Raw genomic sequence first — 12,785 nt, 5'->3', positions numbered from 1 at the left:
ACAGTGACACAGGGCGTAAAAAAAAGATCCCTTTGGTCCCGATATCGGGATTAAGCGACAGCCTGTCACGAGAGCAAAGCGATTCGGGAGGCCAGGATGTAGGGCTGGAAAAATAAGAACTTAGAACCGAGAGAAAAGAAACAAGAGGGAAGAAAGTATAAGAAGAAGCAAGGATAATGTCTTGATATTGGTTGGCAAGGTCCAAAAACTGCAAAAATTATGAAAACACTCATCAAGGTATCAGGGGCGACTGTGCGGTATTTGGATCAATTGGTCTTTGAAGGGCTTGATTTTGACTGGGAAGAAGGGCAGCAATGGGCCATTGTGGGGGATTCAGGCAAACAGTTGACGGCTTTTTTGGATACTTTACTGGGGAGAACCATGGTCACAGCGGGTAGTGTAAGTAGACCCTTTGCAGAAGTGTATCAAAAAGAGCAGGAAGAAAAAGGGGAAGTACATTCTTTTAGGGACTTGATTGCCGTTGTTTCTCAGCAGTATCCTTTTAAAAATAAATCCAATCTTCAAAATTTTTACTACCAGCAGCGCTTCAATTCCATGGAGGCAGAGGAAGCTGTTACCGTAAGAGAATATCTTTCCAGTGTAGAAGCCAAGTTAGATGGGTATTGGGATATTGATATTGTTTTAGAGCGCATGGTTTTGAAAGATTTGGAGGACAAGTCGCTCATCAAGCTTTCCAATGGGGAGACAAGGAGACTGGCCATAGCGGCAGCTTTATTAAAGCAGCCCAAGATGCTGCTTTTGGACCAACCCTTGACAGGTTTGGACGTGCAAACCCGGGGTCAATTCGATCAAATACTACAGGACATCATCTCATCCGGTATTCATTTGATCATGTCTACCCATAGTAATGAAGTGCCTACAAGTATATCACATGTAGGAGTATTTCGGGAGAAAAAAATCCATGCGGTTTTGCCCAGGTCAGGATGGAGAGAAGTTTCAGCAAAGGTGGAGGGGCCAGATGTTTTTGACCGGCAGATTCTGAATCGTCTTTTTCATTCTCTCAAAAATGTTGATGACACTGAAATTATCAGGCTTGAAAATGTAAATATTAGCTATTCGGGCAAATCCATTTTGAACAACTTGAGCTGGACTGTCTTTGCTGGTGAGAAATGGCAGTTGAAGGGACCTAATGGGGCAGGTAAATCTACTTTACTTAGTTTGATTTTAGGAGAAAATCCCCAGGCTTATGCCAACGATATTTGGTTGTTTGGACGCAAAAGAGGGTCAGGTGAGAGCATTTGGGACATTAAAAAAGAGATAGGTTTTGTAGCGCCGGAACTCAGCAGGTACTTTCCTTCCAATCAAACCTGTATCAAAGTGGTTTTGTCAGGATTATTTGATACCATGGGTTTGTTTAAAAAAGTCAGTTCTGCCCAGGAAAAACTGGCTATGGAATGGCTTGCTTTTTTCAGACTTGAGGGTAGCGGCCAAATATTACTGAAAAAGATGAGTTTGGAGGAGCAGCGCTTTGTGCTTTTGGCCAGGGCATTGATTAAGCAGCCTAAGCTTTTGGTATTGGACGAGGCTTCTCAGGGTATGGATGAATTGCAGCGGGTTTTATTCAGAAAAACCATTGATCAGGTCTGCACGGTTCCCGGGTTAAGCCTAATCTATGTCAGCCACTATGATGAAGATATACCAGCTTGCGTGGATAAGGTTTTTGAGTTAACGGTTAATTGACCTTAGATTGGGTTGGTTAAGTGTTTTTACCCAAAATGATTGAAATCCGGTGTTTATGAGGGTGAATTTATAAGTTTTTAATATCCCTCTTATCGGTCGGAACTGAAATCGTTTCTATAAAAGTACCATTTTTTCTGATTTTGATGCCGGTAAGGCATATGCCTTTGTAAGCCCCTGTATCAATGTTCCATGCATTTGATTCAGGTAGGAATTCGGGTTTTCCGTCCAGAAGGGGAGTATGGCCAACTACTTGCAGTTTATCCATTTTTTGGAGGGGCTTCCGGTTCCATAGCAAGCCATCTGTTGCATCAGGGTTCCAGGGGTCAATAGCTTCAGCGGCAATTCCGGCGTGGGAAATGAACACCTTTTTGTTTTCCCAAAATAGAGGTAAATTTCTAATCCAACTGATATAGATATAAGGATCTATGCTTTCTCTTTCAAATTGCAACATGGTTTCTGTGCCCCCATTACGTTCCCAGTTCTTCATCGGGTCTTTTCCTAATAGTGCGTGCTGCATCAGCTGTTCATGATTTCCCTTTAGAAATATGGTTTGTTTTTTAAATGCCAGTTGAATTTCATAGGATAGACGGATGGTTTTCGGTGAATGATTTCCCCTATCTACCAAGTCCCCCAACTGTATGAGGTATTCAGATCTGGGATTCCAATGTTGCAGAAGTTTTAGATAGGTAAAAAAACACCCATGTACATCACCGATGATAAATAAATCCATTGTTACAATTAGAAAGGGCTTATCTGAAATATCTTGAACCAATCATGTATTTAATATTGACGGATCCAAGTAATTTTTGTATAATGATTTGAAAATCAGGGGAGATAATGAACAAACTATCTCATTCCTGGTTTACAACATGTATCTCACAAACTTATGTAAAAAAAAACTAAATTATCGGGCCGATGAAAGTATCATTTCCTTTACATTTAATAGCACTTGCTTTAATTTCACTTTCTTGTATGAGCCAGAAAGACTATGTGGCGGAGTATGATTTTGCCTATACCGGTAATTTTAAACGCTACAAGACTTTCAATTTCGTTGGAAACAACGATCAGAATGATTCTATTGTTTTTTACCAGACCATAGAAAACACCATTACCAATCGATTGGGGTCTCAGGGCTTCAAGAAGGATGAAGAAAAACCTGATATTTTAATTAATTATGCGATTTTTAATGATCGAGTTAGGTACAGGGGCTATGATCAACCCAATTTTGATTATTGGCTGGATAGAAGATCTGAAGCGACGGATATGGAAAAACTCAATGAAGCTGAGGCAAGGGAAAGGGATGAAACCTACAATAGTGTGCGATTTTTGGAAAACAATGGTATGTTGGTGGTTTTCGTAATCGACAATAAAAGAGGCAATACCATCTGGCAAGGTTATGCTCCGGCCAGCTTTGATTTTCTATCACCTGAAATTCACACGGATCTAACAAGAGCCACCTACAGGGTAATGGACCAATTTAGGGTTTTGAGCAAGCGGTAAGTCTCACATTTGGAAATCCATACCTTGATCAAGTTCATCCAAAAAATGCAAGGCTGCCATTTTTTGTACAGGTTCAAAATTTTGGTAGGCACATACAATTTTGCAAATTTTGTTTTTTTCCAAGATGCTGTTTAAAGCCAAAGGATTGCCAAAAACATACAGTTGACAATTCTTATCAGCTGTCAGTGAAATCATTTTATTCACCACCTGAATGTCCATGCCAAAATGGTTGATGGGTTTGGCGGAAGGTAAGTACAAAGCAATCAAGATATTTTCGAACTGTTCCAGGTCTTTCCAGGCTACATCTTGCGCGCTATTGATTTCGAAAGATGGTGTACTTTGAAAGTTGTCAATTTCGTTGAAGAAAGTGTTGTACAGCGGGTTAAATATTGAAACTTTGGCAAAAGACCGACAATCTAAGAGATCTGCAGTTTTATTCGATTCAATTTCTTTGATATAATATTTAGCTAACCTTTCGTTGAAAGCCACGTGGTTTTCCCAATCAAACTGAACAGGACTTTTGGGAAGGGCATGGGAGACAGCCAATTTTTCTTTTAACCGCTTAATTTTTTGATAGGATCGCTCAATCCGTTTCTCATCCGTTTTTTCGGCGATATAGGAAACTGCAGCTTCAACATGTTCGGAAAAACAGAGTAAATCGTTGCCGGCTTCCAATGCTGCCCATTCTAATTGACCAGGGGTAGGATACATGTCGCTGACACTTTTCATATTGAGTGCATCTGTGACAACTATGCCCTGGAAACCCAATTCACCTTGAAGTAAATCTTGAATAACTTCTTTGGAAAGGGTTGCAGGACTGTTTTTACCGGCAGATAAAGCAGGTACAGCCAAGTGTCCTACCATGATCATTTCAGCTCCCTGATTTATTCCTTCTATAAATGGGAAAAGCTCTTCTTCCAAAAGCTCCTTTTTACTTTTATGAATAATAGGAAGCCCTAGGTGTGAGTCCACATCTGTATCTCCATGTCCGGGAAAGTGCTTGTAACAGCCTTGAATACCGGCTTGTCTCATGCCGTCATACATGGCCCATGCAAATTTGCTCACCTTATATTTGTCTGTACCAAAAGACCTATAACCAATGACTGGATTTTGGGGATTGGAATTGATGTCTGCCACAGGGGCAAAGTTAACATGGATACCACATTGCTTTAAGTCTTTCCCAATACGGTACCCTACTTCTCGAACCAATCGAACTTTATCTTCCTCTAGAGCCCCCAAAGTAATTGCATAGGGATATTGTGGAGTTTCCTCTACCCGCATGGCCAATCCAAACTCTGCATCAATGCTGATCAAGAGTGGTGTTTTTGCCAAGAGCTGGTATCTGTTGATAAGTTTCACCAGTTTTTTCAGGGTATAATCATAATTCAATACCTCCTGACGCTTTTCAAAATTGGCAGCGGCAGAATGACGGCTATGAAAAAAGGTGAGACCACCAATATGCTGTTCCTGAATGAGCCTTTCCATGGCCTCAATATTTTCCTCTGTATCATGAATATATGCGGCGGGGGAAAATAACTGCCCGATTTTTTCTTTAATGGTCATAAAAATATAGGTCTAAGTATCTCAATAAGGGTCAATCAAAAATAATCAAAAAACTTTGAAAACCTGATGGTTAGCTAGTCATTTAACAATTTAATTTGATTTCTTTTTTCCGTATTCATAAGGATACTTGACATACTTCACTATCAAAATACCGGGAATGGCGGCAAAAACCACCCAAAGGAAGAAACCTTCATATCCCAACCACTCCTGAACAAAACCTGAGATCATTCCCGGAATCATCATCCCCAAGGCCATGAATCCCGTAGCAATGGCATAATGGGATGTTTTTGATGGCCCTTCAGCCACATAAATCAGATACATCATAAAGGCAGCAAAACCAAAGCCATACCCCAGTTGCTCGACCACTACTACAAAGCCAGCATAAAAAGCGGATTCAGGCTGAAAATACGCAAGCAGGTAATAGAAAAAGTTAGGTACATTGAGAGAAAGGATCATGGGCAGCATCCATTTACCAAGCCCGTCTCTGGAAATGACTATACCTCCGACAATCCCTCCGAGAGAAAGGGCAATGATACCAAAGGTACCGTATATCAATCCCACATCTCCTGTACTTAATGCCAGCCCGCCCAATTCTCTACTATCCAATAAGAAGGGAGAAGCCATTTTGACCAATTGGGATTCACCTAATCGGTATAACAGGATAAAGGCCAATGCAAGCCAAATCTCTTTTTTTTGGAAAAAGGTGGCAAAAACGTCCAAAAATCCCAAAGATTTTTCTTTGACATAATCCTGAGATTTTTCGATGTTCGGAGTTGTCCAGTAATTGATTAAAGTAAGCACCAACATCAAAGCTGCTATCAAAATCATGGTCAGTGACCAAGCCTTGGTATTATCTCCATATTTGATTTCCAGATAGCCCGCCAAGATGACAAAAAAACCTTGACCAGTAACCATGGCAATTCTGTAAAAAGTACTCCTGACACCTATGAAAAACGATTGTTGCTCTTCTTTTAATGCTAAAAGATAAAAACCATCTGATGCAATGTCATTGGTGGCAGAGGCAAAGGAGGCAACCCAAAAACAAGCCAAACTAAGCACAAAAAACTGATTGGTGGGCAAGCTTAGACCCACACCCAAGAAGGCAAGGGCCAGAACCAATTGCATTTTCAAAAACCATTTCCTTTTGGTACTGTAAAGATCAACCAGGGGACTCCATAATGGCTTTACTACCCAAGGGAGATACAGGAGACTGGTATATAGGCCAATATCCGAATTGTCCACCCCTAATTTTTTATACATGATGACCGATACCGTAATGATCAGGACATAAGGTATCCCCTCAGTTAAGTAAAGGGGCGGCACCCAGTACCAAGGATTGTTTTTTACTGTTCGGCTCATGGACTTTTCCTTAATAGGTTTTGATAAATACTGATATCCGAGCCTTCAATAATTTTTGCATTTACCACATTTTCATAAAATGCTGCTGGTCCAACTCCTCCGATGATGGCATAGGCATAGCCCATGGATTTCATGGCTTCCAAACTCTTCACCAGTAGTATTTTTCCTATGCCCTTGCCTCGCATTTTTTCAAGCGTCCCGGTGGGTCCGAAAAAATTTTTCGCGGTAGTTTCAAAACAAGCAAAGCCCAATATTTCATTCTCCCTTTGCGCGATAAAGCAGTGGACAGGCAGTCTTGAAAAAGCTGCCTCTACTTCATTTTTCCAATACATTCCAAATTCCTTGTCTACCCAATCAGCAACAAGCGATTTCTCAGGTGGAATCGGCCTGCGAATGATGATATTTTCCTTTTTAAGGTTGGCCTCTAGGTCAGCAATATCCGGTAAGTCCATCAATCGGACCAGCATGTCTTTCATTCTGTCCTGGTTAAAAGTTTACCTTCTATTTTGTATACCAAAGGCTTTGTTTCTACGCCAAAACGGTCAATAAAGCTCAGGGCAATATATGGCTTGCCTTCAAAACTCAGGATAGGTACCACAAAGCGGTCGTTGTCATCCAGGTATATTTTCTGAAAATTGGTTTCCTCGGCCCTTCTTTGCAGATCGTTCAATGTAGGTGCTGTATATATTAAAGCATATCGGTAATCCGGTTTGACCACTTCCCTAAACTGGAATGCATAGCCCTCTCCGTGAAGGATCAAAATAGGATCCACAATGGAGGGAGGGGGTATGGTTTGCCTGTGTGGGATAGGGGAGAGTACCGGAAACTCATAATGATAGTTTTTAATGAGTTGAGCGACATCCTGATTTTTTTGAAACATGGATCTGGCACTGAAAAAAGTATTTCCATATACATGGGGGGTCATATTGGATAGACTCAATTGATTGATTAATTCCATAGGGTCGTTCCAAGCTGGATCGGCATTATCTCTGATTTTGTAGGCACCATTACCAATATAAATGGTGGTGTTATTGTGATTTCTGGACCACCAGTTCAACAACTCCCTATATGATGCTGCCTCGAAATCTGTACTCCAGTACAACTGTGGGATCAAGTAGTCCAGCCATTTATTTTCGGTCCATTTCAATACATCAGCATACAGGTGGTCATAATTGGTCTGGGCAGTTTGGGTGTTGGAACCTCTTGGATCTTGGGAAATATTGCGCCAAACACCAAAAGGGGAAATTCCAAATTGCACCCATGGTTTTTCACTTTGGATCAACTGGCTGATGGCAAAAACCAAATCATCCACATTTTCCCTTCTCCAATCTGCTTTGGATTGCCCTTGTTTGGCATATCTTCTATAGGCATCTTCATCATCAAACACTTGGCCGCTGACTTGATATGGGTAGAAATAATCGTCAAAATGTATGGCGTCGATATTGTAATTTTTAACCACCTCCTCAATGATTTTCAGCAGATGGGATTTGACCTCAGGCAATCCGGGATTATAGAAATATTTGTTGTCATACTTTACCATCCATTGCGGATAATTCAGTACATCATGTTCTGGACTAAGTTCACTGATTTCCATATTCATGGTTGCCCTATAAGGATTGAGCCAAGCATGGAACTCAAATCCCCTTCTTTTTGACTCCAGGATCATCCAGGAAAGGGGGTCTTCCAAGGTGTCCGGTCTTTTCCCCTGCTTTCCGGTCAGGTACTTGGACCAAGGTGCATATCTTGAAGGATAAAAAGCATCGCCAGCAGTTCTTATCTGCACGATGACAGCATTGAAATTAAGGGATTGATAATAATCCAGAAGCTTGATAAAATCCTCTTTTTGTTTGGCATAGGGATCATTGGGAGAACTTGGCCAATCGATATTGGCCACTGTAGCTATCCATACCCCCCTGAATTCTCTTAGGCTTTGTGGCATGTCCATTTCTATTGCCCGGTAGTAAAGTGTTTTTGGAAGGTTGGAGTATACCCTGCTTGGATATCCCTCTTCCAGCCCATCCACATAAGGCGCAGTGAGTGTCGCAGATGTAGGGGCTGAAGATTTACAGGATTGAAATAAAAAAAACAAGAAGCATCCCACCATCATGGTAAGTCCAATGCCCTTTGTGTAAAAATTTAGCTTCATGGTCTATTCAGGTTTGCTTTTAACATCAAGGTCTCGAAGCCTTTTTCTTAATCTTTTCATGAACCTATCACCAGGATCCTGCTTTTGAGTGATATAATCAGGATCCGTTTCCTTCCATAAAGGCGTGCCTTGGAAGGCATAGTATTCATGGTGCCCAATGACGTAAGTGATTGGGTATTTTTTTTGCAAATAACGGATCAATTCCGCATTCGCTTTAAGTTGTGCCCGGGTCAATGGTGCATCAGGACCACCGATATTTTCAATACCGATGGCCATGTAGTTTAGCCCAATGGTATGTCTGGCAAAAGTCGTGTCCGGCAGTAACCTGAAAATCACCCCATCTCTATCCACTAGAAAATGGGCGGAAACGTTCAGGTTGCTGGCAGCTGTCAGCTCCGGTCTACCTCCCAAATGAACCGGGTTGAATACATCAAATGTACTTTCCAACGTTGAAACAGCAGTCCAATGCACCACCACCATTTGAGGTGTTATGGTAGCAGTCTCCTTTTCAATTCCATGCCTGTTTTTCAGGTATTCTAAGGATAATTGCGTCCTCTCCTCATTGAAAAGTATAGGTTTTTCAAAAATCCTGAAAGTTTGACCTGCAGCAACTGAAATACCTATCCAACTTAAACAAAGCACTAAGACTATGAAATATCGTTTTTTCATCAATCATTCTGTATGAACAATGTTCGAAAATAAGTTAATTTCTTCAAAGGTGAATTTGAAAATAGAAAATTTTGAATGAAAAAGCCCTGAACCTTTATGGAACAGGGCTTTACCTATGAAAAAAGTGAAATTAACCTACGGTGATGGCCTTTTTACTTTTGTTTTCTGCTTTATCATTTTTAGGGATGACCACTTTTAGAATGCCATTGTCATACTTCGCATCTATTTTGTCTTCCAAAATGTTTTCAGGCAGGGTAAAGGAACGTCGGATGCTGGAATAGGAAAATTCTTTTTTTCTATAATTTTCTTTTTCCTCTTCTGCTTTGTGCTCCTTTTCTGCACTGATGTTTAAAATACCATCACTGAATTCGACGTTGAAATCTTTCTTGTCGAAACCGGGAGCGGAGAGCTCCAACTTGAATTCTTTGTCATTTTCAATGACATTGGCGGAAGGAATTTCAATTCCCTTTCCTGGGGCCCAGAAGTCTTTTTCCCAATCAAAGAAGTCTGCGCCGAAGAAATCCTGAACCATTTTTGGCCACATTCCGCCGTTTCTCTTTGCAGGAGTGTTCATGGTTTTTAGGTTTTATTTGATTTAACTGACTTGAGTTTTATTGGAATAAATTTACAAAATTTTAACCTTCACAAATATGATAAAGCTCAGGTTTTTAAATGATTGAGCGCAAAAAATTCAGCCTATTAAAAGTTTTCTTAAAGTGTATTCAATACACCTGGCTGCCAATTTAGAAGTGGAATTATCCTGATCATATTCTGGGTTTAATTCGACTACGTCCAAGGAGATTAATTTCCCACTTTGAGCGATCCATTCTAATACTTTAGCGATCAGCTCAGGTGAAAATCCCCAAGGAGAGGGGGCACTCACGCCTGGAGCGACGGCAGAAGAAAACCCATCAAGGTCAATGCTTAGGTATATTTTATTGATGGATTGGCAAAATGTATCCAAATGATCTTTGATCTGCGGCCAATTGTCCATGGTAAATTCTTCCATTTCCATCCATTGAACATGAAGTTGGTTGGCTTTTTCAAAGAGTTCCGGAGGGTTGGCAGCGCTTTGAATTCCCAAACAGAGGTATTCAAAGTTTTTTGGAAAAGAAGTGGCAAGCTCCAAGAAAGGCGAGCCTGAATGCCCCTTTCCATCGACTTTGGGTCGGATGTCAAAATGGGCATCAAGGTTGATAATGCCTAATTTTTCACTTTTGTTCAAGCAATGTTCCATGACGGCCTTTCCATGAGGATAGGCCAGGTCATGACCACCTCCTAAGATTACCGGAAAAGCTTTTTTTGACAACAGTCCTTTGATGGTTTGGTAGAGAAGGTCATGGGAGGCCTCCATGTCATTTCCTTCTGTAAGTATGTCTCCTAAGTCATAAATCTTAAAAGCTTTTGGTAGATGGTAAGCCATGGGCCCCATCATTTTCCTTATTGCCCCGGGTCCCTGAGATGTCCCGGCTCTGCCTTGGTTTCTCTTCACTCCCTCCTCTCCTGCATATCCCAGGATGGCCAGCTTTTTCTCCGAACTTTCCTCAGGTAAATCAAGGGAATCAAGGCATCTGACAGCTTGGTGCCAATACTGGAGGCTTTCAGCATTTCTTCCTGACCAATTGGCTTGCGATGTGGATTGGTAAATGGACATAGCATTAAAGATAAGCACGTAAATTAAAAAAATCACATGGGTGTTGAAGGTTCAATCAGATCCCAAAGATTACCGTACAGGTCTTCAAAAATGAGCACCTTTCCGTATACTTCCTCTCTGGGACCATTTATGATTTTGATTTGGTGATGGATCAGGTTTTTATAATCCCTGTCAAAATTATCCGTATGCAAAAAGAGGAATACCCTGCCACCTGTTTGGTTTCCGGTGCGGCTTTTTTGTTCTTCAGTAGCAGCTTTGGCCAACAACAATGCAGCACCTTTTTCACCTTTTGGTTTTACTACAACCCATCTTTTGGTTTCCGATAATTCAGTGTCTTCGACCAAGTCAAATTGGAGTTTTTGGGTGTAAAACTGAATGGCCTCGTCATAGTTATTGACTACCAAAGCGATCTGTACCAGGGATTGCTGCATTTTTTCTCATTGGTTTAATAAAAATAAAACGCGGGATCAACCCGCGCTTCATTTTTAAACTTCAAATCCTGGTCTGTATTCCCGGCCCACAAACTGATTGGCTTCTTCCAGGTTGGTGATGCGCATGTTGTCGCCATCCCAAAGTAGTTTTCTTCTACCGAAGAATTCCATTTGTCCCTGTGGATTTTCCCTTCTGAGCATATAGCTTCTTATGGCCAGATTACCCATCAAGACGGTTTCAGTCATGGGTCCTGCGTAGTCAAAAGAGGAGGTCAGTTCTTGGTGCTCCTTGCTTCTGAAACCTGCTTTACAGGCATCCACCCATTTTCTCTGGTGACCATATTCCGGTTCGTCCCCATCTTCTTTCTCAGGTCCAAAATCCGTGGATCCATCGTTCATGTATAATTTGGGCATCAAAGGCGAGCTGTCATTGATATTGGTGGAAATCACCCCATGTTCTCCGATGATCAGGACGCCATTGGCCGAATTGGCACCTCCCATGTCATGGTCAGGTGGTATGGCTGCGGGGCGTGAAGGCCTGATGCCCCCATCACTCCAGGTCATTTCTATGGGGGATTGACTTTTTTCTGTAGTATTAAAATTGATCGTGATATAGGAAGAGGCAGGGCAGCCTTCAGGATGATAATCCGGGGTCCACATTCTGGTGAATACTGTGCCTACACTGCATTCTGCCGCTGTGGGGTAATGTAAACCTAATGTTCTAAAAGGTATATCGATTAAGTGACAACCCACATCTCCAAGGGCTCCTGTCCCATAATCCCACCAACCTCTCCAATTGAAGGGGTGTAGATTAGGGGTATAGGGAATCTCAGGTGCCGGGCCCAACCATAAATCCCAGTTGAGTGCATCTGGTCTCTGACTGGGGTTAGGTTGTGGGAAAGCAAAGCCTTGAGGCCAGACAGGCCTGTTGGTCCAGATTTGAACTTTGGATATTTTCCCCAGTTTTCCGCTGTCTACCCATTTTTGAACCATACCTAGAAGGGGGTTGGAAGCCCCTTGGTTTCCCATTTGGGTGACTACTTTTTGATCCCGGGCCATTTCTGTAAGCAGACGAGCTTCCCGGATATTATGGGTCAGGGGTTTTTGTACGTACACATGTTTTCCCCTCTCCATGGCATACTTGGCGGCAGGGCCATGCACATGGTCAGGCGTAGAAATGGTTACCCCGTCAATGTCTTTTTCTTTGTCCAACATCTCCCTATAATCGGCATACCGTTTCGCATTGGGGAAATTTTCAATGGATTGCTTGGCTGATCCTGAAAAATCAACATCACAAAGGGCAACGACTCTTTCTCTGCCATTGACAGAGGCATTTTTGATGTCTGAGATTCCTTTACCTCCGGCACCAATAGCGGCCAAGTTCAATTGGTCAGATGGGGCGGTGAATCCCACACCCCCCAGAACATGACGGGGAACAATAAATATGGAGGATGCTAGCGCTGCATTTTTGATAAAATCCCTGCGGCTTTGGCCAGATTTCTCCTCTTTCCTGTTTTTCATAATAGGTTTGGGTTATTGAAAATTTTAGAAAAACTAAGATATGGTTTTTGTTTATTTTCTTAGAATTATTTCGCTTGATTTTTGTTGCAGGCTAGATAATTCACCTTGAAAGCTCTATTCATTTCTGTAATCATTTTTTACTTCATTGTGACCTTTAGTGGTAAATGGCTTTATTGATTTGTAACTGATCTTTTCAAACTTACAAGTACATCCCACTTGGCTCTTTTTACTTTTGCCCTTT

General features: G+C 41.6%; 12 protein-coding genes. 2 read left to right on the top strand and 10 right to left on the bottom strand.

The annotated features are described in order from the left end of the window. Positions 1–219: 219 nt before the first annotated feature. Positions 220–1,701 (top strand): ATP-binding cassette domain-containing protein, encoded by a 1,482-nt coding sequence (locus tag B879_RS18350; RefSeq protein WP_009186714.1) that lies wholly within the window; start codon positions 220–222, stop codon positions 1,699–1,701. 67 nt (positions 1,702–1,768) lie between these two features. Here B879_RS18350 and B879_RS18345 read toward each other — a convergent pair whose 3' ends face one another. Beyond that, a complete protein-coding gene (locus B879_RS18345; protein WP_009186713.1) occupies positions 1,769–2,431 on the bottom strand; it encodes a metallophosphoesterase in 663 nt (220 codons plus the stop codon). A 242-nt stretch (positions 2,432–2,673) separates the two neighbouring features. On the opposite strand from B879_RS18345, the gene B879_RS18340 reads away from it, so the two are divergent. Next, entirely contained in the window at positions 2,674–3,201 is a 528-nt protein-coding gene (locus B879_RS18340) for a DUF4136 domain-containing protein (protein WP_306413710.1), read from the top strand. Positions 3,202–3,204: 3 nt separating this feature from the next. Here the strand turns inward: B879_RS18340 and B879_RS18335 are convergent, their stop codons facing one another. The 9 genes from B879_RS18335 to B879_RS18295 all read right to left on the bottom strand — a co-directional run bounded on the left by B879_RS18335 (position 3,205) and on the right by B879_RS18295 (position 12,544). Further along, positions 3,205–4,764 (bottom strand): glycoside hydrolase family 3 protein, encoded by a 1,560-nt coding sequence (locus tag B879_RS18335; RefSeq protein WP_009186711.1) that lies wholly within the window; start codon positions 4,762–4,764, stop codon positions 3,205–3,207. A 90-nt stretch (positions 4,765–4,854) separates the two neighbouring features. Then, entirely contained in the window at positions 4,855–6,123 is a 1,269-nt protein-coding gene (locus B879_RS18330; protein ID WP_009186710.1) for an MFS transporter, read from the bottom strand. Beyond that, positions 6,120–6,599, bottom strand: a complete 480-nt coding sequence (locus B879_RS18325; RefSeq protein ID WP_009186709.1) for a GNAT family N-acetyltransferase — start codon at positions 6,597–6,599, stop codon at positions 6,120–6,122. The genes B879_RS18330 and B879_RS18325 overlap by 4 nt, the downstream gene beginning before the upstream one ends. Further along, entirely contained in the window at positions 6,596–8,269 is a 1,674-nt protein-coding gene (locus tag B879_RS18320) for a glycoside hydrolase family 10-like protein (RefSeq protein ID WP_009186708.1), read from the bottom strand. The genes B879_RS18325 and B879_RS18320 overlap by 4 nt, the downstream gene beginning before the upstream one ends. Positions 8,270–8,272: 3 nt before the next feature. Beyond that, entirely contained in the window at positions 8,273–8,938 is a 666-nt protein-coding gene (locus B879_RS18315) for an N-acetylmuramoyl-L-alanine amidase (RefSeq protein WP_009186707.1), read from the bottom strand. A 130-nt stretch (positions 8,939–9,068) separates the two neighbouring features. Continuing rightward, complete coding sequence (locus tag B879_RS18310; RefSeq protein WP_009186706.1) at positions 9,069–9,512, bottom strand: Hsp20/alpha crystallin family protein; 444 nt, start codon at positions 9,510–9,512, stop codon at positions 9,069–9,071. A 117-nt stretch (positions 9,513–9,629) separates the two neighbouring features. After that, entirely contained in the window at positions 9,630–10,592 is a 963-nt protein-coding gene (hutG, locus tag B879_RS18305) for a formimidoylglutamase (protein ID WP_009186705.1), read from the bottom strand. A gap of 32 nt (positions 10,593–10,624) precedes the next feature. Then, a complete protein-coding gene (locus B879_RS18300; RefSeq protein WP_009186704.1) occupies positions 10,625–11,023 on the bottom strand; it encodes a VOC family protein in 399 nt (132 codons plus the stop codon). A gap of 54 nt (positions 11,024–11,077) precedes the next feature. Continuing rightward, positions 11,078–12,544 (bottom strand): Gfo/Idh/MocA family protein, encoded by a 1,467-nt coding sequence (locus B879_RS18295; protein WP_009186703.1) that lies wholly within the window; start codon positions 12,542–12,544, stop codon positions 11,078–11,080. Positions 12,545–12,785: the final 241 nt, after the last annotated feature.

The sequence above is a fragment of the Cecembia lonarensis LW9 genome, assembly GCF_000298295.1.
GTDB lineage: Bacteria > Bacteroidota > Bacteroidia > Cytophagales > Cyclobacteriaceae > Cecembia > Cecembia lonarensis.
The sequence above is the reverse complement of the archived record's forward strand: the minus strand, read 5'-3'. Positions and strand labels throughout refer to the sequence as shown.

Bases quoted from the DNA above. Each gene is read 5' to 3' on its own strand.
- B879_RS18320 (WP_009186708.1), bottom strand. From the start codon at position 8,269: ATGAAGCTAAATTTTTACACAAAGGGCATTGGACTTACCATGATGGTG.
- B879_RS18350 (WP_009186714.1), top strand. From the start codon at position 220: ATGAAAACACTCATCAAGGTATCAGGGGCGACTGTGCGGTATTTGGAT.
- B879_RS18325 (WP_009186709.1), bottom strand. From the start codon at position 6,599: ATGAAAGACATGCTGGTCCGATTGATGGACTTACCGGATATTGCTGAC.
- B879_RS18340 (WP_306413710.1), top strand. From the start codon at position 2,674: ATGAGCCAGAAAGACTATGTGGCGGAGTATGATTTTGCCTATACCGGT.
- B879_RS18330 (WP_009186710.1), bottom strand. From the start codon at position 6,123: ATGAGCCGAACAGTAAAAAACAATCCTTGGTACTGGGTGCCGCCCCTT.
- B879_RS18315 (WP_009186707.1), bottom strand. From the start codon at position 8,938: ATGAAAAAACGATATTTCATAGTCTTAGTGCTTTGTTTAAGTTGGATA.
- hutG (WP_009186705.1), bottom strand. From the start codon at position 10,592: ATGTCCATTTACCAATCCACATCGCAAGCCAATTGGTCAGGAAGAAAT.
- B879_RS18295 (WP_009186703.1), bottom strand. From the start codon at position 12,544: ATGAAAAACAGGAAAGAGGAGAAATCTGGCCAAAGCCGCAGGGATTTT.
- B879_RS18310 (WP_009186706.1), bottom strand. From the start codon at position 9,512: ATGAACACTCCTGCAAAGAGAAACGGCGGAATGTGGCCAAAAATGGTT.
- B879_RS18345 (WP_009186713.1), bottom strand. From the start codon at position 2,431: ATGGATTTATTTATCATCGGTGATGTACATGGGTGTTTTTTTACCTAT.
- B879_RS18300 (WP_009186704.1), bottom strand. From the start codon at position 11,023: ATGCAGCAATCCCTGGTACAGATCGCTTTGGTAGTCAATAACTATGAC.
- B879_RS18335 (WP_009186711.1), bottom strand. From the start codon at position 4,764: ATGACCATTAAAGAAAAAATCGGGCAGTTATTTTCCCCCGCCGCATAT.